Origin of the sequence: Streptomyces sp. NBC_00012 (genome assembly GCF_045040875.1) — a bacterium.
GTDB lineage: Bacteria > Actinomycetota > Actinomycetes > Streptomycetales > Streptomycetaceae > Streptomyces.
This window is the reverse complement of record NZ_CP108310.1, coordinates 174,248-193,802: the sequence shown is the minus strand read 5'-3', so window position 1 is coordinate 193,802 and position 19,555 is coordinate 174,248. Positions and strand designations below refer to the sequence as shown.

Annotated in this window: 17 protein-coding genes and 7 pseudogenes; 11 read left to right on the top strand and 13 right to left on the bottom strand. The window is 69.4% G+C overall.

The genetic code is table 11. The annotated features are described in order from the left end of the window. Nucleotides 1–102 precede the first annotated feature (102 nt). A complete protein-coding gene (locus OHA19_RS39935) occupies nt 103–1,686 on the top strand; it encodes an FAD-dependent monooxygenase (RefSeq protein ID WP_331754148.1) in 1,584 nt (527 codons plus the stop codon). A gap of 318 nt (nt 1,687–2,004) precedes the next feature. Here the strand turns inward: OHA19_RS39935 and OHA19_RS39930 are convergent. The 5 genes and pseudogenes from OHA19_RS39930 to OHA19_RS39910 form a co-directional block, all read right to left on the bottom strand. Further along, a pseudogene (locus OHA19_RS39930) lies at nt 2,005–2,238 on the bottom strand (IS6 family transposase); the annotation flags it as partial. Nucleotides 2,239–2,302: 64 nt separating this feature from the next. Next, a pseudogene (locus tag OHA19_RS39925) lies at nt 2,303–2,593 on the bottom strand (transposase family protein); the annotation flags it as partial. A gap of 220 nt (nt 2,594–2,813) precedes the next feature. After that, nucleotides 2,814–2,966, bottom strand: a pseudogene (locus OHA19_RS39920) (rhodanese-like domain-containing protein); the annotation flags it as partial. A gap of 39 nt (nt 2,967–3,005) precedes the next feature. After that, on the bottom strand, nt 3,006–3,959 hold the full coding sequence (locus OHA19_RS39915; RefSeq protein WP_331750449.1) for a phosphotriesterase: 954 nt from the start codon (nt 3,957–3,959) through the stop codon (nt 3,006–3,008). A 17-nt stretch (nt 3,960–3,976) separates the two neighbouring features. Beyond that, nucleotides 3,977–4,432, bottom strand: coding sequence for a carboxymuconolactone decarboxylase family protein (locus OHA19_RS39910; RefSeq protein ID WP_331750452.1), 456 nt, complete (start codon nt 4,430–4,432; stop codon nt 3,977–3,979). Between the two features lie 81 nt (nt 4,433–4,513). Between OHA19_RS39910 and OHA19_RS39905 the strand changes: the two genes are divergently transcribed. From OHA19_RS39905 to OHA19_RS39895, 3 genes are all read left to right on the top strand, one after another. After that, on the top strand, nt 4,514–5,071 hold the full coding sequence (locus OHA19_RS39905; protein ID WP_331750454.1) for an ABATE domain-containing protein: 558 nt from the start codon (nt 4,514–4,516) through the stop codon (nt 5,069–5,071). A 128-nt stretch (nt 5,072–5,199) separates the two neighbouring features. After that, nucleotides 5,200–6,096, top strand: a complete 897-nt coding sequence (locus tag OHA19_RS39900) for a transposase (protein WP_331750455.1) — start codon at nt 5,200–5,202, stop codon at nt 6,094–6,096. A 231-nt stretch (nt 6,097–6,327) separates the two neighbouring features. Beyond that, the gene (locus OHA19_RS39895; RefSeq protein ID WP_331750456.1) at nt 6,328–7,335 is read left to right on the top strand and encodes a DMT family transporter; all 1,008 of its coding nucleotides are present in this window, start codon (nt 6,328–6,330) and stop codon (nt 7,333–7,335) included. Between the two features lie 167 nt (nt 7,336–7,502). Here OHA19_RS39895 and OHA19_RS39890 read toward each other — a convergent pair. Further along, nucleotides 7,503–7,709 (bottom strand): annotated as a pseudogene (locus tag OHA19_RS39890) (DUF2267 domain-containing protein); the annotation flags it as partial. Here OHA19_RS39890 and OHA19_RS39885 point away from each other — a divergent pair. Beyond that, nucleotides 7,700–8,317 (top strand): annotated as a pseudogene (locus OHA19_RS39885) (AAA family ATPase); the annotation flags it as partial. The pseudogenes OHA19_RS39890 and OHA19_RS39885 overlap by 10 nt on opposite strands. Here the strand turns inward: OHA19_RS39885 and OHA19_RS39880 are convergent. The 3 genes from OHA19_RS39880 to OHA19_RS39870 form a co-directional block, all read right to left on the bottom strand. Then, on the bottom strand, nt 8,243–10,390 hold the full coding sequence (locus OHA19_RS39880; RefSeq protein WP_331750458.1) for a serine/threonine-protein kinase: 2,148 nt from the start codon (nt 10,388–10,390) through the stop codon (nt 8,243–8,245). The pseudogene OHA19_RS39885 and the gene OHA19_RS39880 sit on opposite strands and share 75 nt — an antisense overlap. Before the next feature lie 256 nt (nt 10,391–10,646). Next, nucleotides 10,647–11,366: an IS6 family transposase gene (locus OHA19_RS39875; protein WP_405753425.1), complete on the bottom strand. Its 720-nt coding sequence runs from the start codon at nt 11,364–11,366 to the stop codon at nt 10,647–10,649. A 172-nt stretch (nt 11,367–11,538) separates the two neighbouring features. Next, complete coding sequence (locus OHA19_RS39870) at nt 11,539–12,927, bottom strand: hypothetical protein (RefSeq protein WP_331754139.1); 1,389 nt, start codon at nt 12,925–12,927, stop codon at nt 11,539–11,541. Between the two features lie 77 nt (nt 12,928–13,004). Between OHA19_RS39870 and OHA19_RS39865 the strand changes: the two genes are divergently transcribed. The 4 genes and pseudogenes from OHA19_RS39865 to OHA19_RS39850 all read left to right on the top strand — a co-directional run bounded on the left by OHA19_RS39865 (nt 13,005) and on the right by OHA19_RS39850 (nt 15,226). Then, nucleotides 13,005–13,514, top strand: a complete 510-nt coding sequence (locus OHA19_RS39865) for an ATP-binding protein (protein ID WP_405722811.1) — start codon at nt 13,005–13,007, stop codon at nt 13,512–13,514. Nucleotides 13,515–13,614: 100 nt separating this feature from the next. After that, nucleotides 13,615–14,106, top strand: a complete 492-nt coding sequence (locus tag OHA19_RS39860; protein ID WP_331750780.1) for an NUDIX domain-containing protein — start codon at nt 13,615–13,617, stop codon at nt 14,104–14,106. A 148-nt stretch (nt 14,107–14,254) separates the two neighbouring features. After that, nucleotides 14,255–14,785 (top strand): annotated as a pseudogene (locus OHA19_RS39855) (winged helix-turn-helix domain-containing protein). Then, nucleotides 14,701–15,226 (top strand): annotated as a pseudogene (locus tag OHA19_RS39850) (transposase). The pseudogenes OHA19_RS39855 and OHA19_RS39850 overlap by 85 nt, the downstream one beginning before the upstream one ends. A 283-nt stretch (nt 15,227–15,509) precedes the next feature. Here OHA19_RS39850 and OHA19_RS39845 read toward each other — a convergent pair. Continuing rightward, nucleotides 15,510–16,148: a hypothetical protein gene (locus OHA19_RS39845; RefSeq protein ID WP_331754131.1), complete on the bottom strand. Its 639-nt coding sequence runs from the start codon at nt 16,146–16,148 to the stop codon at nt 15,510–15,512. 89 nt (nt 16,149–16,237) lie between these two features. Next, nucleotides 16,238–16,519, bottom strand: coding sequence for a hypothetical protein (locus tag OHA19_RS39840; protein ID WP_331763216.1), 282 nt, complete (start codon nt 16,517–16,519; stop codon nt 16,238–16,240). A 94-nt stretch (nt 16,520–16,613) separates the two neighbouring features. Here OHA19_RS39840 and OHA19_RS39835 point away from each other — a divergent pair, with 94 nt between their 5' ends. Next, on the top strand, nt 16,614–17,057 hold the full coding sequence (locus tag OHA19_RS39835; RefSeq protein ID WP_405753423.1) for a hypothetical protein: 444 nt from the start codon (nt 16,614–16,616) through the stop codon (nt 17,055–17,057). 18 nt (nt 17,058–17,075) lie between these two features. On the opposite strand, the gene OHA19_RS39830 is transcribed toward OHA19_RS39835, so the two are convergent. Both OHA19_RS39830 and OHA19_RS39825 read right to left on the bottom strand, forming a co-directional pair. Next, nucleotides 17,076–17,240 carry a hypothetical protein gene (locus OHA19_RS39830; protein ID WP_331750472.1) on the bottom strand — a complete coding sequence of 55 codons (165 nt, stop codon included), beginning with the start codon at nt 17,238–17,240 and terminating at the stop codon, nt 17,076–17,078. Nucleotides 17,241–17,482: 242 nt separating this feature from the next. Beyond that, entirely contained in the window at nt 17,483–17,821 is a 339-nt protein-coding gene (locus tag OHA19_RS39825; protein ID WP_331754127.1) for a hypothetical protein, read from the bottom strand. 962 nt (nt 17,822–18,783) lie between these two features. Between OHA19_RS39825 and OHA19_RS39820 the strand changes: the two genes are divergently transcribed. Next, nucleotides 18,784–19,494 carry a hypothetical protein gene (locus OHA19_RS39820; protein WP_331754124.1) on the top strand — a complete coding sequence of 237 codons (711 nt, stop codon included), beginning with the start codon at nt 18,784–18,786 and terminating at the stop codon, nt 19,492–19,494. Nucleotides 19,495–19,555 lie beyond the last annotated feature (61 nt).

Below are 19,555 nucleotides of genomic sequence, written 5' to 3'. Positions count from 1 at the left end.
GGAGGAGCGCGGATGGCCCGCTTCCCGTCCCTCCTCGCGGGTTGGCTCCTTGACACCACGGCGCCTTTTTGGCCTTCTCGGCCCTCGGTCATAGTCGGCGCCATGGACTATGACGTAGTGGTGGCCGGAGGCGGCCCGGTCGGACTGATGCTGGCCTGCGAGCTCCGGCTCGGAGGCGCGCGGGTGGCCGTCCTGGAGCGCCTCACCGAAGTGGACCCGACGATCAAGGGCGGGGCGATCACCACGCCCAGCGCCGAGGCGCTCTACCGCCGGGGCATGCTGCCCGCGCTGGCCGAGGTGCAGCGGCAGGCGATGGACCGCTTCCAGGCATTCATGCGCGAACGGAACGGCGGGGACGGAGGCGGGGCCACGGGCCAAGGGCTCGGGTTCGTCGGGCACTTCGCCGGAATCATGCTGCGCGCCGACCTGGTCGACCGTACGGAGCCGGGCCTCGGCGACGCCGGACCCGCCGCCGAGATCGCTTTCGTGGCGCAGCAGGACATCGAGCGGCTGCTCGGCGGGCGGGCGGACGAGCTCGGCGTCGACGTGCGCCGGGGAGTGGAGCTGACCGGCTTCGACTCGGACGACGGGGCCGTCACGGTGCGGACCAGCCACGGGGCCATACGCGCCGGCTGGCTCGTAGGCTGCGACGGCGGCCGCAGCACGGTCCGCAAACTCGCGGGGTTCGCATTCCCCGGCACGGACCCGGAGATCACCTGTCACCAGGCGGTCGTGGAGATGACCGGCGCCGAGGACCTGACGGTCGGCTGGACCGCCACGGACACCGGGGTCTACGCCCACGGGCCGATGCCGGGCCGCATCGTCACGGTGGAGTTCGACGGCCCGCCGGCCGACCGGGACGCGCCGGTCACCACCGAGGACCTCCAGGCGAGGCTGCGCCGCGTCTCCGGTGTGGACGTCACGATCACCGGGGTTCAGACCGCGACCCGCTTCACCGACCACGCCCGCCAGGTCACTGAGTACCGCAAAGGCCGGGTGCTGCTGGCGGGCGACGCGGCGCACGTGCACTCCGCGTTCGGCAGCCAGGGGCTGAGCCTGGGCATCGGGGATGCGATGAACCTCGGCTGGAAACTCGCCGCGGTTATCCGCGGCCGGGCACCGGAAGGGCTGCTGGACACCTACACCGCCGAACGGCCCCCGGTCGGCGCGGGGATCCTTGACTGGACCCGTTCCCAGGTCGCGGCCATGCGCCCGGACCCGCAGACCCGGGCCCTGCGCGAGATCGTCAGCGACCTGGCGGAGACGGTCACGGGCACCACGTACCTCACCGCCCGGCTCAACAGCACCGGGGTGCGCTACGAGCTGCCGGGCGAGCACCCGCTGATCGGCCGCAGCGCCCCGGACCTCGAACTCGCCGACGGCAGCCGCCTTGCGGACCACCTCCACGGCGGCCGGGCGCTCCTGCTCGACCTCACCGACGATCCGGAGCTCAGGGCCCTCGCTGCGGGGTATGCCGGCCGCGTCGACACCCTGACGGCCGGCTGCCCGTCCCGCCCGGAACTGGCGGCGGTCCTCGTCCGTCCGGACGGCTTCACAGCCTGGGCGGCCGACGCGGGGGCGCATGCGCCGACGCCGACGGCCGGGCTGGCGGAGGCGCTGGAGGAGTGGTTCGGAGTGCCAGAGGGGTGCGGTGACGCCAGGCTGATCCGCCGCTCTGCTGACTGACTCGAACCACGAGCCGATTCCACCAACGGCCGCCGCACCCACCCGGTGTGGCGGCCGCCCGCACCCCACTCCCGGCCCAGCAGCAGCCCGGAGCTCTCACCGGCCGCCTACCGCACCCGCCGCCACGCATAGCCGCCACGCCCTCCGTCGGTGTTACGGCTCTCGGCACCCTGCGAGCCGGTGACCAGTGCAAACGTCACCGCCGGGACAGCCCCGGCGGTGAAGGTCACCGCACCTGGGTCACACCTCTTCGGCCGCGTCCGGATCGCGCAGCGGGCGCAGGCCGCCCGGCAGTTCGGGGAGCTGGAACGAGTACCGGTGCCACTTGTCACCCGGCCGTGGCCGGCGTCGGCGCAGCTCATTCGCATAGATCTGGCCGAGCTTTGCGCACCACCGCCGGATCGTCTCGTACGAGACGATCACACCGCGCTCGAGCATCAGCTCCTCCACCTCACGGAATGACAGCGGGAAGCGGAAGTACAGCCACACGCAGCGGGAGATCACCTCGACCGGGTACCGGTGCCCCTTGTACGACGGCGGAGTACTGCCCACGGACAACCCCTCCCAGCATGACCAACCCGAAGATCATCCCACCCTGTCAGTCAACGTGACAGTGCCGTTTGCGGGGCTGGAGCGCGAGCATCGGACCGAGATGGGCGATGATCCTGTGGGCTGTGGACTTCGAGATGCCGAACAGCGGGGCGATCTGCCGCATCGTCAAGTTCGTCCGCCAGTACGCCATGACCAGCAGCGCCCGGTCCTCCAGCGGAAGGCCCCACGACCAACCCTTGCAGACCGCGTCTGCACCCTCACGCCGCAGCAAGGTCACCAGCTTGCCGAACTGGCGCGGGCTTTGGCGGCACCGGTGAAGACCTGGGCAGCCGTTCCAGCAGTGACCTGGCGTGATTTCTGCGGGCCACGGGATGTGCCGCACTGAAGGGCGAGCGTGGGAAGCCCGCGGGAGGCGCGGTGGCGCTGATCAGCGATGAAGGCCACCATGTGATCGCGTGTCAGCAACGATGAGGGCCGGGTAGACCATGGCGGTGCCCAGGCCGAGGAAGGCAGCGGAGACGATGCCCGCGAGCAGGGGGCGGTCGAGGAGTACGAGGGCGAGGACGAAGCCGGGTGACGAAGGCGAGGGGTGCGGTGTCGGGCAGGAGCCAGCCGAGCCAGGTGGCGAACTGCTCGCGCAGCGGAATCGATAGGGCCTCGGGGATGTGGCCAGCTGCGAAGTCGGCGGCGGGCCGGACGTCGATGACGTGACCGCCCTCGGACAGCAGAGCGAGGCGGGCCATTCTCCCATTGCTCGGATACGCGGATCAGCTGGTCTCTGCAGGCGTACTCGGCGTCTCTGGCGGTTGTCGCGCGGGGGTCCGCCAGTGTGCCGCGAAGGCCTGGGCGGGGTTCTCGATGAAGATCGTGTGGGCCACGTCGCTACCGATCTCCTGGGCGATCCGGGGGTTGACCCCTTCCAGGAGGTGACGCATCCCTGGCCCGTCCGCCAACGAGCGGGCCGAGGCCACCACGGTGTCGCCGCCGATCAGCACGCGGTCGGCGTGCCCGGCGTCGGCGAGTGCCGCCACGCATTCCACTAGTCGATGGTCACCAGCGTGATTGGCCCGGGAGGGCCCATCGAACGCCAGGTACGCCCCGGCTTCCGCGACGCGCAGGTGGACAGCGGGATCGGGGTAGCGGAGAAGGTGGCCGAGGATCACCCGGCGGGCCGGTACGCCGTGGTCCTCACAGAGGAGTTGGAGGGTTTCCAGGGCTGCGGTGCCGCCCTCCAGGTGGACGCCGATCGGTGCGCCGGTGGCGTGGTGGGCGGCCGCCGCTGCGGCCATCGTCCGGCGAGCGTGCTCGTCCAGGCGGTGGAAGGCGCCGGCCACTTTGATCAGGCCCGCTCTCACCGGGCTCTGGGTGAGTTCCCGGACGAAGAGGTCCGCCAACTCGTCGACCCCGTGCGGGAACCGGTCGCCTTCGTAGTGTTTCACCTGATGCAGGCCGGTCGCCGCGATCAGGTGGACGCCACTGTCGCGGGAGAGCGGGGGAAGGGCGGACAGCCGCCGTCCCATACCCCAGGGCGTCCACTGCACCATGGCCTGTCCCCCGGCCTGCGCGAAGGAGTCCAGCTCCGACCGTGCCGCTGCGGTGTCGTCGAGCTCCTTGCCCGGGAGGCGCGGGCTTCGCAGGAACAGGTGGTCGTGGGCGTCGCAGACGCCCAGGTCGCCGGGGGCGATGTCGCCAAGTACGGTCCTGACCGTCTGCCCCGTCATGTGGTCCGTCCCCCCGCTCACCGGAGGTCGCTCCGATCCGCTTCGCGCGGGGCCGCGTCCTCCAGCGCCGCGGCGGCGACTCGCAGGCCGGCCAGCGCCTTGGGAACGCCGACGTAGGGCGCCAGATGGACGAAGACTTCGACCACCTCCTCGGGCGTCAGGCCCACCCGCAGCGAGGTGACGACCTGTCCGGCCAGCTGCGGATCGACGCCGCCGAGCGCGGTAAGCGCCGCCAGGTTCGCCAACTGCCGCTCGCGCGGTGAGAGTCCGGGGCGCTGATAGGTACCACCGAAGAGGGTGGTGATCAGCCAATCGGGAAAGCCCGGAGCCACATCCTCCAACCAAGGGAAGAGCGACTGGGCCGTGGGGTCCTGGAGGGTGTCAAGCGTCCGATAGCCCTCCTCCCGGTCGAGAACGGCAGCGGTCAGCCGCTCGGAGAGGGGCACGGGGTCGACAGGTCCGGAATCGGCCATGATCGGTCTCCTCGTCAATACGTAACGGTCAGGGCGTTACGACGCTAACAGACGTAACGCCTGAGGCGTTACACTCGGGGCATGGTGACCGACAACCCGCACAGCTTCCGCTTCGACTGTGGCGCCACCTGGCTCAACCTGCTCGCCACGCGGGGCCGCGCCTTCAGCAGCCACCCGGTCGAACGCCTCGACTCGGCGGAGCGGCTGGCGGACTGGCTCAGGGTGAGCGAGCTGGCGCCGCACCGCAGGCCCACGCACGCCGACCTGGAACGCACTTGGCAGCTGCGGGAGTGCCTGCGTGCCCTGGCCCTCGCCACCACCCAGGACCGCACACCTCCGGACGAAGCGGTCGCGGAGTTGGGTGACTTCCTCGCCGCCGACGACCCGGTGGAACTCACCGGCGGCGACCGCCTGCGCCGCAGCTCGCCGACCACCGTCGGCGAAGCCCTCGTCCGCATCGCGCGGCAGGCCGCGGACCACCTAACCGGCGCGGACCGGGCCGGGCTCAAGGTGTGCCCCGAGAACGACTGCCGTGGCGTGTTCACCGACCCCGCCGGCCGTCGCCGGTGGTGCCCCTCCCCGTCGTGCGCCAGCCGCGGACGGGTACGCGCGCACCGCGCCCGGCGAGCGGCGCCCTGAGCTAAGCCTCGATCCACCGGCCCGTGCCTTGTGGATAACGTCTCGGAAAACGAAGAAGTGCCTTGTGACCTGCGATGATGGGAGTTCTTCAGGCTTCCAGCACGCACAATCAGCAAGGCACTTCCGAGATGCAAGTTTCCCACACGCGGGCGGCGGTCTCCGCTGCCTTCGATGACGCGAACCTGATCGCGCATGCCGGGCTGGTTCCGGTGATGCGGCTGGCCGAGCGATACGGTCTGCCCCGGCTGGTGAGGGAGAACGTGAGGCTGACCGGGACGAAGAACGGCGCGGGTGCCTCGGCGGACGCCAAGGTCACCGGCATCGTGGGCGGCATGGCCGCAGGGGCGGACAGCATCGACGACCTCGACGTTCTGCGCCACGGCGCGATGTCGGCCGTGTTCGAAGGGGTCCGTGCCCCGTCCACCCTGGGCACCTTCCTCCGCTCCTTCACCCACGGTCACGCCCTCCAACTGCACGCGGTACACCGCAGGTTCCTCGGCGAACTGGCCGCGCACACCCCGTTGCTGCCCGGCTCCGGCGAGAAGGCGTTCATCGACGTCGACTCCACCCACAAACGTGTCTACGGCCGCACCAAGCAGGGTGGCGAGTACGGCCGGTTCAAGGACATCCGCACCCTGCACCCCCTCCTCGCCACGATCTGCACCCCCGCCTCCCGACCGGTGATCGCCACCGTGCGAATGCGCCGCGGCAAAGCAGCCGACTCCCGGGGCGCCCCGAAATTCATCAGCGAGACGCTGGCCACCGCCGTCGAGGCCGGCTGCACCGGCATGCGCATCTTGCGCAGTTTCTGCCGCGGAGGGGTGTGTGCGGGCTCTGGGCAGATCGTCCAGGTGGAAAGCCAGGTTCCCCAGGAGTGCCGAGAGTCAGCCGACCTGCTGCTGGATATCGACCCCGTATGCAGCGCCGGGCTCGGCCTGGGCGACCGGGGTAAGGAGCTGGCGGACCTTACGGACTTCGTTGAAAAGGATCTGTGGCGGGTCGCAGGCATCTGTGACCAGCGATGACCTCTATGCCACGCATGCCATGACTGACAGCGAGGTCACGGAAATGGCCGTCAGCGTCCGCATGCTGCCCGTAGTTTGGGGACATGCAGCTGTTTCTGACTCCTCCGCCGCCCGCCGTCTAGGCGGGCACCCGTCTCCCAGCCGCCCCGGGCATGCCGGAGCGGCTGCGTTGAGTGCTCACGACGACATCGTGATGGCAATCAAGCGAGGAGATCTACGTTGCATTCCTCTTTGGACCTGTCTTTCCGGCAGGGTGTTTTCTATGTCGCGATTGCGGCCACTGCGTGGGGCACTGGCGGTGCTGTCGCGGCCGAGCTGTACGACGTTGGGAACATCGGCCCCGTATCCGTGTCCTTCTGGCGGTTCCTGACGGGGCTCGGGCTGCTTCTGACGGCTCACCTGGTCCGGCGGGCCCGTCGTCCTCACACGGCCGTTTCGCTGCACGCGACGTTCTTGGCGAACAAGCGCAGGCTCCTGATCACCGGCTTCGGTCTGGCGGTGTATCAGACCGCCTACTTCGCCGCAGTTCAGCAGGCTGGGCTGTCGGTCGCCACTGTGGTGACCCTCGGCTCGGGCCCGGTGCTGGTCAGTGTGGGGGCACGGCTTCTGCTGGGCGAGCGCGCCGGCGCGGCCGGGGCAGCCGCCGTGGCGAGCAGTGTTGTTGGCCTGGTGCTGTTGATGGGGGGCGCCGACGGAAGCACGGGCCCGGCCCCTTCGCTGGGGATCGGCTATGCGCTGCTCTCCGCCGCCGGGTACGCGAGTGTGACGCTGCTCGGGCGCGCGTCCGGCCGCAAGAGTTCCGGCGGCGCGTTCGAGTCGACGGTGACGGGCTTCGCGGTGGGCACGGTCTGTTTGCTGCCGCTGGCGTTGCTGGAAGGTCTCCTGCCCGAAATGGAGCAGGCGGTGTCGACGGTGGCACTGATCGGCTACCTGGGTGCCATTCCGGCGGCGCTGGCGTACACGCTGTTCTTCGCCGGGCTCAGTGTTGTCCGGGCTTCAACGGCCTCTGTGGTCGCCTTGGTCGAGCCTCTTACCGCCGCGGTCATCGGGATCGCGGTTTTCGGTGAGCGGTTGAACGCGCTCGTTGGCACCGGCACGGTGCTGCTGATGGGCGCCGTGCTCTTCCTCGTCATCGGCGAGGGGCAGGGCCGGGCGCCGGCTCGTGAAACGCCTGAAGCAGAGGCGGGCTGCGGCCGCGGCGATGCCCCAACATATCCGGCCAGGTCGACCAAGGACTGAGACAGCGTCACGTCCGTAGGGCGGACGGCGGGCCATTTGGCCTGCCGCCCGCTCGCTGTCTTTTTGCTGGTCACCGGCGAGAAACAGGAGTACGTCTGCGAACTCTTCTTTAAGGCACGGCCTGCACCCTGCGCGCGGCCAAAGTCGCCATCAGCCCCCTTCCGGGGTCAGGCGTGCCCTGGACGGCCGAAGAGGAGGTCGTAGCCCGGTGGAAGCTGGATCAGGACGCGGCGGGTGAGCTCTTCGCCCGCCGCGTCGGCGGTCACGCTCAGCACGGCACTGACGTCCCAGGCGGCGGTTCGTTCGGTCGCTCCCTCGATCCATGCTGCGGTCGCCTGCACGAACCGTTCGGACGAGAGGGGATTTTTTGTCCGTGTCCGTGAACGAGGTGCTCGACATGTGGATCGGCAACTCCGAGCGCAACATGCACGAGGTCTTCGAGACCGCTCGCCGCCAGGCACCCTGCGTGGTCTTCCTGGACGAGCTGGACGCCCTTGGCGCCAAGCGCAGCCGCACCGCGCACAGCGGCATGCGTAATGTGGTCAACCAGCTGCTCAGCGAGTTGGATGGCATCGACTCGGCGGCGAACGAGGGTGTTTTCGTGCTGGCCGCCACCAACGTGCCTTGGGACGTGGACAACGCCCTGCGCCCTCCCGGCCGTCTGGACAGGACGATCCTCGTCCTCCCGCCCGACGGGCCCGCCCGGGAGGCGATCCTCCGCTACCACCTGCGGGACCGGCCCATCGAGAACGTCGACCTGAGCAAACTGGTCAAGGTCACCGGCGGTCTGTCCGGCGCGGACCTGGCCCATGCGCCCTTGCGACGGATCGGCTGTTGCTGGCCGGGCGGTCCCGCAGTGCACCGTGCGAAGGGTGACAGCAAGCGTCCGGGACCCGGAGCCGGCGCGTCAGGGATCGATGCGGAACGAGTACAGACCGAGAGCGGTGAAGTACGCGTTGCGACCGCTGATGTGGATCTCTGAGGAGATCCGGGCCTCGTCCTCACTCCACGGCAGGGCGGACGGATCCCTCAGCGGCACCTCCCAGCGCGGCTTTCCCGTACGGGAGTCGAGAGCCAGGAGCTTGCTCGGATGGGACCTCCCCGCGTAGACGGTGTCCCCGACGACTGCGACTCCCTCGGTGCCCGCACCGATCTCGCACCGCCAGCGCTGCTTGCCCGTTCTCGCGTCCAGGGCGTAGAGGAACTGGTCCTGACAGTGGACGTAGACGGCGTCGCCCTGCACCTGGACGTCATTGATGCTGCCCCCGAGCCGGCGCTTCCAGCGCTGCTTGCCCGAGGCGGTTTCCAGGGCGTGCACCCAGTGCTCCCGGGTGCCCAGGCAGACCGTACCGCCGTGGACGGCAGGCGAGCCGCTGGTCGTGTCGCCGGTGACGGAGAACTTCCACCGGCGCCTGCCCGTGGAGCCGTCCACGGCGTGCAGCACGCCACTGTTCGTCATGGCGAAAACAGTGTCTGCCACGACGGGGGTCCGGCCCGTCGGCATGCCCTCTCCTGTCTGGAAGCGCCAGCGCCGGCGGCCGGTGGCGGGGTCGAGGCCGTACAGGTAGCCGTCTGTGGCGCGGGCGTAAACGAGCTTGCCGCCCGCCGCCACCGAGACCCCTCCGAGACTGGCCAGCGGTACGGACCAGCGACGGAGGCCGGTAGCGATGTCGACCGCGTGGAGCCTGCCCTCCGAACTCGCCGCAAAGACCGTGGTACCGAGGACCGCGGGTTTGTCGGCCATGCTGCTCTCCGCGGTGTAGGCCCACCGTCGGCGGCCGGTGGCCGCGTCGACCGCGTACAGGTTGCTGTTCTCGTGACTTCCGAGATAGAGCGCACCGCCCGCCATCACCGCCTCGCCCATCTCGCTCCCCGGTGCGAAGCGCCAGTTCTGCCTCGGGTCCGGTTGCTCCTCCTGGAAGACTCCGGCCAATGTGTAGGCCCCGGCTCCGGTCGCCGACAACGCCGCGAGGCCGAGCAGCAGCTTTCGGCGGGGCAGCCGCCGACGACCGGAGCCCGCGGGCGGCGAAAACCCCTGCAGCACGGGCGGGTCCGGCCGAAGACTCCGCTGCGACGACGGCTGTGGTTGCGGTTGCGACACCGGCGGCACAGGCCGTGCTGCGGTACGGGTCCGGGTGCCGTGCAGAGGGTCGGCGGCCGGGTCCACCACCGTCGGCACATAGCTGACTTGCTCGGCGGCCTCCCTGGTCTGGCGGGCGATCTCCGCGGAGAGCGCGGGGGGCGGCCAGGGCGGGGCCCCACCGGGCAGATTGGACAGCGCAGTCTCGAGTCTCGCCGGTGTGGGGCGTTCGGCGGGGTCCCGGTCCAGACAAGCACGCAGCAGGTCGGCCACGGGCGGATCGATCCCCGTCAGGTCCGGGTCCTCGGACAGGACCCGGACATCGACGGCCGCCGGGTTGCCTGTGCCGTACGGCGACCGCCCCGACGCCGCGAACGCCAGCACCGCGCCGAGCGCGAACACGTCGGAACGGGCGTCGAACCGGCCATGCCGCAGGTACTCCGGAGCGATGTATCCGGACGTACCGACGACACCGGTCCGGGTCAGCCGGGTGTCCTCGTAGGCCCGGGCGATCCCGAAGTCGATGATCACCGGGCCGCTGTTACCCATCATCACGTTGGACGGCTTGAGGTCGCGGTGCACCAGCCCGGACACATGGATCTGCCGCAGGGCCGCCGCCAGGAGGACGCCGAGTCGGCGCACGTCCAGCGGCCCGTACGTACGGACGGCCTCGCCCAGTGAAGGGCCGGGGACGAACTCGGTGGCCAGCCATGGCGGGTTTTCGTCCACCCCGTCGGACAGCACCGCTGCGATACCGGGGCCGGAGACCCGTGCCGAGGTCCGCGCCTCGTGGGCGAACCGGCGCCGGAACTGCCGGTCCTCGGCGTACTCGGGGCGAATCACCTTCACGGCCGCGAGACCGTGGGCGCGCCCCGTTCCTCCGACGCCGAGATACACCAAGCCCATTCCGCCGCCGCCGAGTCTGCGCAACACCGTGTACGGACCGATGCGCTGTGGATCCACACGCCCGGTCATCACCGAACCACCCACCCCCCATGCGTTGCAGATGACTCTATGTCACCTCGATTCATGTGCACCAGGTTTCCGTGCAACCCGGCGACGGGTGACGACGCCGCTGACAGCGCGCCCCGCCGATGCCGGTGGCTGCGGCGCCGTGGCGGTGCACGTGGACGCGACGCCCGTACGCTTCGATAGGCGCTGTCAAGTTGTTGAGTATGTCGGTGCCTGACGGCGCGTTGGGGCATGGTGGGCTTGCGGTCCGGGCCTGTGGTCAGGCCGTGGTGGGCCGGCTGGCAGCCTGGGTGATCTGGTCCCAGATCGCGAAGCGGACGGTCATCTCGGCTCGGTGATCGGAGGCTGTCATCAGGTGGCGGTGAGGGCGGAAGTGGAGCGAGATGCCGCTGAGCGCGGACAGGAACCGCTGGGCCCCGCCTACGGAACGGAATCCCTTCATCGCGCGTTCACGCTGCCGCGTGGGCTGGTGGGAGTTCTCCGCCCGGTTGTTCAGGCCCTTGTGGGAGCGGTGTTCCACCGAGGGCATGACCTCGCGGTGCGCCGCGCTGTAGGAGCGGAGCTTGTCGGTGACGACCACCCTCGGCACCGTACGGGTCTTCTTTATCAGGCGGCGGAAGAAGCGCCTTGCCGCGGCCTTGTCCCGCCGATTCCGGACGAGGATGTCGAGGACGTTGCCATTCTGGTCGACGGCCCGCCACAGATACTTCAGCTCGCCGTTGACCTTGATGAAGACCTCGTCCAGGTGCCACTTGTCCCCGGGCCGTGGCCGACGGCGGCGCAGTCCGTCGGCATAAGCCTGTCCGAACTTCAGACACCAGCGGCGGACCGTCTCGTAGGAGACGATGCAGCCGCGCTGCAGCATCAGCTCCTCCACCTCACGGAATGACAACGGGAAGCGGAAGTACAGCCACACGCAGTGGGAGATCACCTCGACCGGGTACCGGTGCCCCTTGTACGACGGCGGCGTACTGTCCACGGACAACCCCCTCCACCGTGATCAACCCGAAGATCATCCCACTCGTCAGCCAACGTGACAGTGCCGATATTCCGCATCGCGTCCAGGCGGAGCAGGGCGTCGGTGATTCCGTGGTCGGCGGCCAGCCGGGCGAGGGTTTCGGCGCCGTCCCGGTCCCCGGCCTTCTCCCGCATCAGGCCAGGTAGGCCAGGGCGCCGGTGCTGCCGTGGTCGGCGGCGCGTTGGAGGAGGTGGTGACTCCATTGCAGGCGGTGCCGGTCTTTGACTGCTTTGGCGAGGTTGTTCAGGTCGTCGGGGTGGGTGAGGTGGGTGTGTGCGGCGTACCAGAAGGATGCGGGTGGGCACAGGCGGTGGCGGGTGGTGCGGCCGTGTTGTTCGAGGTAGTCGGCGAGCAGGAACACCGGGCCCGGGGGAGGGGGCAGGGTGGTGCCGGCGTCAGTGGTGGGGGTGGGTGGGCGTCGTGAGGGCCGGGGCGTGGTGCGGCGCAGGGGTGCTTGCTTGCCGTGGACCTGCTCGGCGAGTTCGGCGTAGGCCTGCTCGGCCCAGTCGTCGGTGAGCTGGTCGTAGTCGTGGTCGCTGAGGTAGTCGGGGGCGGCGTCGGTCAGGAAGGCCTGCGGGAGGTGGAGGCCTGTGCCGAGCCGGCGGGCGTCCATCGCCGCTTCCAGAAGCGCGCGGGAGGCGGCCTGGCGGGGCTGTTCGTAGCGGCGCAGGAGTTCGGGGGCTCCGGCCAGGTCCTGGGTGATCCGGCCGCCGTTCCGGTTGCGGGTGAGGGCATTGGCCAGCAGGGTGTCGCCCTGCTCGGCAAGGGCCGTCGCGGTGGCCAGGGCCGCGGCGTCGAACGTGTCGGGGACGCTCACGGTGTGTCCGGCCATCAGTTCCCGCACCAGGCTGTACGGATCGTCCTCTCCCGGTTTGGGCGGGGCGGTGTAGTCGTGTGCGTACTCGGGCCACAGCGTGCCCAGGACCAGGACCGGGCCGCGTTCCTCGTCGAGCAGCAGCTGGCGCACCGCCGCCGTGATCCGCTCGCCGAACTTCCGGTCGCCGAGGTAGTGCTGTGCCTCGTTCAGCCACACCACTGTCCGCGGCCCGACCCGGTGCAGGTCCTCAAGTGCGGCTTTGGCGCGGGTCGGATCGAAGGGGTGCCATAGCCGCCAGGCCTTCTCGGCGAGCGGCTGCACGGCCTCCCAACACGCCGGGGTCTTACCTGTCGAGGAGGTCCCCACCAGGACCACGATTCCGCTGCGGCCCGCTGCGGCCGCCGTGACCGCGTTGGCCAGCACCTGGTCATGCTCGCGTCGCGCATACCCCGGCAGTGCCCGCACGCCGTCGGCGCCCGACGGGCCCTTGCCGGGGCCGGCGGGGTGGACTTCCAGTTCGTGCGGATCCCACTGTCCGATCGGCCGGCCCGGCCCCGACACGTCAGCTGACGCAGTGTCTGCCTCCTCGGCCGCGGTCCGCCGCAACTCCAGCAGCTCGCCTACCGGCAGCTTCAGCACGCCGGCCAGCGCCGTCACCGTGTCCGCCGACGGCACCCCGCCGCTGGGGGAGAGTGTCTTCGACACCGTCGTACGCCCCAGACCCGCTTTCCTGGCGAGTGTTGTCTGATCCAGGCGGGCGCGGGCCCGTCCCTCATCGAGTCTTGAGCGCAGCTCGGACTGTGCGGAACGTCGACGGTCCGGCTCGTCGTGCTCCGCTGGTGCTGATCGGTGACTCTGGCACCGGCAAGTCCCACCTGCTGATCGGGGTCGGTACCGCGGTCGCGGAGGCCGGACTGTCCGCCCGTTACATCACCACCCAGGCCCTGGTGAACGAGCTCGCCGAAGCCGAGGCGGCCAGGCGGCTGTCCTCGCTCATGGCCCGCTATACCAAGGTCGACCTGCTCTGCCTGGACGAGTTTGGCTACGCGAACTTGGATAAGAAGGGCGCCAAGCTGCTGTTCCAGATCTTCACCGAACGCGAGGAGCGCAAGGCCACCGCGGTCGCCACGAACTCCCCGTTCGCCGAGTGGGACAAGACCTTCGGCGACCGCCGGCTCTGCGCGGCCATCGCCGACCGCATTGCGTTCCGCTGCACGCTGATCCAGACCGGCACCGAGTCCTACCGCTTCCAGTCCACCGAAGCCGACCGCCAGGCCACCGCACGGTCATGAGGCTCTCTGAATCCGGCTCTGACCAGACTTGCGTGAAAGCTCAGCCCGGTGACCAACTCCGTTGGTCACCCAGGGACCGCGGTTCTAATCTGACGAGGTGATGAAACCGGAGGGGAGCCTGGCGCCGCGCCCGAGCGCGCGCGTGGTGTTGCTGGACGACGCCAGTCGGCTACTGCTGTTCTCTGCCCTGAACAAGGGGGACGGTTCCGTTCGGTGGTTCACCCCTGGAGGCGGACTCAAGCCAGGCGAAAGCCACGAGCAGGCAGCCCTGCGGGAGTTGCGAGAAGAAACCGGGCTGACGAACCTCTCGCTGGGTCCGGAGATTTGGCGAGGGCGTCCGTGGACAGCGGTCCGGGGCGGCGTCGCTTATGAGGTTCGCCAGCGCTACTACATGGCCCGGACGCCTGCGTTCCAGGTCGATACCTCGGCTTTCGAGGAGATCGAGAAGGCCGCGATCACCGGGCACCGCTGGTGGACCATAGCGGAACTGGCCGCGACCTCGGATGTGCTGCGGCCGGCTGAGCTGCCGAAACTATTGGCGTCCTTGCTGACCGACGGCCCACCGAACCGGCCGATCCCCGTAGACGGCTGAGCGCACGTCCTTACTGACTTCGGCTCGTTGGGGTGAACTTTCTCGAAGTCCCTGAGGGGCCCGGTGTGGTGGCTGTGTTCGGTGGTGGATGAGGTATGCGGATGGGGGGCTGACTGCTGCGGGTCGGCTGCGCCGGGAGTCGGTACGACTGCAGGCGGCTGAGCTGTTCGAGCACGGCATCAAGCCGCTGGAGGTGGCACAGCGTCTACGGGTGAGCCGGAAGTCGGGCTAACAGTGGCACCAGTTGTGGCGGGAGGGTGGTGTGCGGGCTCTGGCTTCCCGTGGCCCGAGCGGATCGCGGTGCCGTCTGTCCGAGCTGTCTGGAGAAGCTGGCCGCGTATCTGGAGCAGGGCCCGGCCGCGCACGGCTGGGTGGAGGACCAGGTGTGGACCGCGGCAAGGGTCGCCACGCTGATCGGCAGGAAGTTCCACGTCTCCTACGGCGTCTCCGGCGCGACGAGGCTGATGCACCGGCTCGGCTTCAGCCCGCAGGTCCCCGCGCGGCGGGTCGCCGAGCGCGACGAGCAGGCCGTCACCGTCTGGAAGGAGGCGACCTGGGCGGAGGTAGAAGAGCCCGGGCAGCCTGCGGGGCTACATCTGCTTCGAGGACGAGGCAGGCTTCACCCGCAGGCCGCCCAGGGGACGCACCTGGGGCCGACGCGGCCGCACACCGCAGGTGACGGTGAGCGGGCGACGCTCGGGACGGCTGTCGGTGGCCGGACTGCTTGCCATGCGGCCCGGTTCCCGCACCCGTCCGTGCCACCGCCTGCGTACCCACCCCGCCGGCAGAGGCAAGCGCCGCAGCATGAGCGAGCGCGACTTCATCGCACTGATCGACGGTGTCCACCAACTCGTCAAAGCGCCGATCATGCTGGTCTGGGACCGCCTGAACACCCACGTCTCCCACGCCATGCGCGAGCTGATGGCCGAGCGTGCATGGCTGACGGTGTTCCTGCTGCCCGCCTACTCGCCCGACCTCAACCAACCTCGCCGTCGTCGCCCTCGACCGCCTGGAAACGCTCGTCCGCAACCGGCTCAAACGCCTCCAGTACCGGCCCGACACGCTCGACGGCTTCATAGCGGGCACCGGCCTAACCCTCGACAAACCAGCGTCACCTTGACGATCCGAAGTCAGTAAGCACACCGCCGACCAATAGCTGGCCGAACGCGAGGCCGGGCCCTGCCGAACCGCGCCTGTCAGGGACACGGACCAGCAGGACCCGGGGCGACCAAACTATCGCCAAACACCTCCGGACCACGGCGGACACTCCACATCCACAGGCGTGATGTCACCCGACAGGGGTGGCTCCCGAACCCGTTGACGATCATGGACCTGTGTCGGGCCCATCCTCGTCACAGATGGAGCAAAGTGGCTCCCAAACTCGCCGATGCAGTGGCTCCCGTTCACCCCGACAAAATCAACAGAGGATTGCGGCTGTCGCACTTCTTGAGATTCAGGCCCTTGACCCCGCCACGGACGAGGAGTGCGTTGCCGCTGGAGAAGGCCTCCAGCGGCATCTTGTCGATACGGGCCCAGGGGGTGCGTTCGATCAACGGCGCACCGATGTCGTCGGTAGTCCACAGCGGGGTCAGCCCGTCAGCGCGGGCGATGTCGCTCCGCTTGGCCACGGCATGAGCTGTGGCGTAGGACAACTGGATCTCGCAGCCGAGCTGCAGCCCGTTCTCGCCGTGCACGAGAACGTCGGTACGGCGGCGGCCGTCGGCCGCGCACGCTTCGAGGTCGGCAGAGAACCCAGCATGTTCCGCGACGCGGGCGATGCGCTCCTTGAGCGCCTTGTGTCTTGGGCTTTCCGGTGCGGTGGGATGCCGGATGCCCGTGCTGTAGTGGACGGCGACAGGACGCCCTTTCCAGAGCCGGAGAAACATCCATTGGGGGCAGCCCGGGTCGTTCTCCCGGCACTCCAGACACTCCAAGTCGCCTCTGACGGTCTTGCCGTGCAGCGACTCCCACAACCGCCGGTCTCCAGCGGAGGTGAGGTCCAGTTCGGAGAGATTGATCGCCCCAAGTTCCTTGTGGAACACGCCATGAGCCATACCGGCCGACACTACGCCCCGCCACTGACAATCCACAGAGCGTCACGATCTGGCCTCGGTCTTGCACCCCGAGGGCCTCAGGCCAGGAGTCCGCTTTCCCCGAGGTCGGCGGTCGCCGTGTCGAGGAAGGCGTCGTACGCATCGGCTGCCCGTGACCGCAGCAGCTTGAGGTCGGGCGCCTCCGGGACAGCCTTGCCGATGCGTTGCAGGACTGGCTGGGGTCGGGCGGGACGCCGAACGAGGATGTAGCGGAGTTCGTGGGGTGGAGCGTCGAAGAAGTCGCCCGCCACCGCGAGGAAGCCTGACACCCTGTTCGGGTCGGCCTTCGTGGTCGGCCCGGACCTCCCCAGGAGACGCACGCATGTCAATGATCCACTCTCGGCAAACCGGCGAAGAACTCCGGCTGGACGGCTCCAAGAGGCGCACCTGCACGATCTACGGACCGGAATCGCTGTGACGGCACCAGAGGGATTGAGCAGCGAGGCGTGGACACGGATGCTGCGCCTTCACCCGCTCCGAGAACGGCTCTGGCTCTACTACCCGCCAGGCCAGCCGGCCCAGTTCCAGATGCTGCGGGTTTGCGACCGAACCGGCTGGGACGCCGCGACTCTGTCCTGGAGCACGTGCGGGCCCTGCGATCAGGGCCGGATCTGGAAGATATCCATCTCTGACCACTGGCAACGCCAAGGGCTTGGCAGACGCATGATCCTGCGGGCCATGCGTGGGGCCGATGGTTACCACTGGACGACGACCCATCAGTCTCCTGATGGGAAGCGGTTCTTTTCCGCGCTGTCGCGTGAGACGGGGGCCTCGTTCATTACCCAGAAGGCCGACTGCGAGCACATCAATGCCCGCGGCAGAACCTTCGGGGTGAAGCCGAAGCTGGAACGGCCGTAGGCGCTGGTTTCCGGGAGGTCAGTCGGCTTCTGTCCAGGGCGGGTCCGGTGTGATGTTGATGGCACCGCAGTTCCAGCAATCCCATTCGTCAGGCACCCGGTACTGCTCGGTCCAGAAGCCGGCCGGCTTCCCGTAGACCACGCAGTCCGTATCGCAGCGCCAGCACTCAAACTCAAAGTTCACGCCGCACTCCTCCCCAGGGCGGAGGGCCGCCATTCTTCGCGGCAGGGGCGGGCCGAGAAGCCGACCACACACGGCCGGGCGCGGACCCTACGCCGCCGCTTCCTGCCGGTACTGGGCCTCGTCGGCATCGCCGATTGGCTCGGCCCGGCGCGGTGCTGCGTCTCCCGGACCCGTTCAACCTGGACCTGGACACCAGGCGGCCTGTCACCCGCCTGAGGCGTTCGGCCCAATGAACAGCCCAGTCAACCTCTTCGGTTCCGCTGCTGGATCAGATCGAAGATCCGCGCCTGGGGTTCGCTCAGGTTGTGCGAGTACTGCAGGGCAACCTGCGGATCACCGCCCACGGACCTTGAGAGCCGCGCCGTCTCAAGCAGCGGCTCGACCAGGTCCTGCGCCCCGGCCCGAACCTGCGGGTCCGTCTGATAGGCGTGGAAGAGCGTTCCCAAGAACGCAGCCGGCCAGTCCTCACCGTGCTCTGTGCGCAAGCGGCCGATGATGCTGGCCAGCCCCTGCATGGTCTCTTCGTCTGCCCCGTGCGAACGGTATGCATCACGGAGAGAGGCTTCGACGTCGTCACTCATGCCTGCGTAACGAAGCACACCCGGCACGGTGCCGGCCTTGCCGACCAGACCAGCCTGATCCGCTGCAGGCCCCGTGTGGCGCCTGGCAGCGCGCCAGGCAGGTTCTGCCCCGCCTGGCGCGGCGCACGGTGGAGATATGGCCGGGCGGGTGCGCCGGTGCGCGTACATCAACTGCTCCAAGCCGCTGCCGGCGGGTGCCCGCAGCGACAAGCAGTTCTGCAGCCCCGCTTGCAAAGCGGCCGCGCGACGATGGCGCCGTGATTACGCCGAGGCCGTCGCCATTGGCTTGTGGTTCAACCTGGGCGTGGAGACCGAGCTCGTGGCGCAGTGCCCCGTGTGCGGCCGACGGTTCGCCCTGGGGCACGGACATCGGCGTGATTCGATCTACGACCGCTCTGCGTGCCGGCAGGCAGCCTACCGAGCGCGTCACCGGACAGAGCAGGTACGCGAAAGCGTCACTCGTAACGGATCACCGTACCCGCTTCAGGCCGCTGACCAGCGCTGACTCCGCTCGAGAAGATGGCGCGGGCGTGCCAGTTCAGCCTGGGCCCGAGGTGCTACTGCGCCGCTGTACGCCCCGTGTGGCGCCTGGGAGCGCAGCAGGCAGGTTCTCCCCCACCCGTCACGGCCGGATCGCGCCCTACCCGCCCTGACGGGTGGCGTCATGGGTGACGCCCTATCTACAGCCGTTCCTCCAGACCCTTCTTCCACAACAGATCTAGCGCCTGCGCCGCGTAGCGCTGCTGACGCCCGGAGGGCTGGTGCAAGGTAGTAGCGCGTGCGAGCGCGCGGAGGGCGGCTCCGCCGCGTCCGGGCAAGATGGCTCGTCGTCGGAAGGGCAGGGCGCACCGGCCGGGACGGATGTCCCGAAGCAGCGGGCTGAGGGCGCGGAGGGCCAGTAGCTGACGGGGGAGCAGGCAGCCCGGGTCAAGGCGGTCGTCGCTTCCCTGCCTGCCGCCCTGGTGGCGCTGCTGCCCTACGGCACCCTGCCCAGGCGCAGCCGCCGGCAGTGGCTGGAGAGCATGGGCGCGCGCACCACCGAGCAGATCATCGATCGCGTGGCCCGGCGCTGGGTGCAGCACGGGTACGCCGATGCGCTGCACTCCGCCGAGGGCAAGGGCATCGGTAGCGCCGTGGGTGTGGCGATGGCCCTGGTGCGGGCGGGGGAGTGCCCGCACCTCCGGTGCGAGGACGGCCGCGACATCGACACCGGCGCGGACTGCCGGGTCTGCGCGGAGCGACGCGCAGATTCGCGGGCGGCCAAAAAAGCGGCAGCAGCAGCGGGGAGGAACACCGGCGCCGTGCGGCAGGCACCGCACCGCCCTGGCTGGTGGGAGTGCAGCATCTGCCACACCCCTGGCAAGGGCCAGGCCCCGGAGGACGGGGAGTGCGCTAGGTGCCAGGACGAGGCAGCAGCCGCTGCGCAGCAGTTGGCGGACCGGTGGGCGCAGGAAGCCATCGCCCTGGAGGCGGAGCAGCAGGCCGCCGCGGACTTGAGCGCCGATCTGGACCGCCAGGCCGAGGAGCACGCAGCAGCAGAAGCCGCGGAGCGCACCGCGCAGCAGCAGGCCGACGCCGAAGAGACCAAGCGCATCCGGGACGAGATCGCCGCACAGTTCCCGGAGCTGGCCGCCGTGTCCGCTTCGGGGTCCAGCGGCCTCCCGCCCTTCTGACCGCCCCTCAAGTCCCTTGAGGGCGCCTCTCGCTGACGATCAGCCGCCCCGGGCCCTTCCC

Bases quoted from the DNA above. Each gene is read 5' to 3' on its own strand.
- OHA19_RS39880 (WP_331750458.1), bottom strand. From the start codon at position 10,390: ATGACCGGGCGTGTGGATCCACAGCGCATCGGTCCGTACACGGTGTTG.
- OHA19_RS39935 (WP_331754148.1), top strand. From the start codon at position 103: ATGGACTATGACGTAGTGGTGGCCGGAGGCGGCCCGGTCGGACTGATG.
- OHA19_RS39910 (WP_331750452.1), bottom strand. From the start codon at position 4,432: ATGGCCGATTCCGGACCTGTCGACCCCGTGCCCCTCTCCGAGCGGCTG.
- OHA19_RS39860 (WP_331750780.1), top strand. From the start codon at position 13,615: ATGAAACCGGAGGGGAGCCTGGCGCCGCGCCCGAGCGCGCGCGTGGTG.
- OHA19_RS39825 (WP_331754127.1), bottom strand. From the start codon at position 17,821: ATGAGTGACGACGTCGAAGCCTCTCTCCGTGATGCATACCGTTCGCAC.
- OHA19_RS39915 (WP_331750449.1), bottom strand. From the start codon at position 3,959: ATGACGGGGCAGACGGTCAGGACCGTACTTGGCGACATCGCCCCCGGC.
- OHA19_RS39905 (WP_331750454.1), top strand. From the start codon at position 4,514: ATGGTGACCGACAACCCGCACAGCTTCCGCTTCGACTGTGGCGCCACC.
- OHA19_RS39900 (WP_331750455.1), top strand. From the start codon at position 5,200: ATGCAAGTTTCCCACACGCGGGCGGCGGTCTCCGCTGCCTTCGATGAC.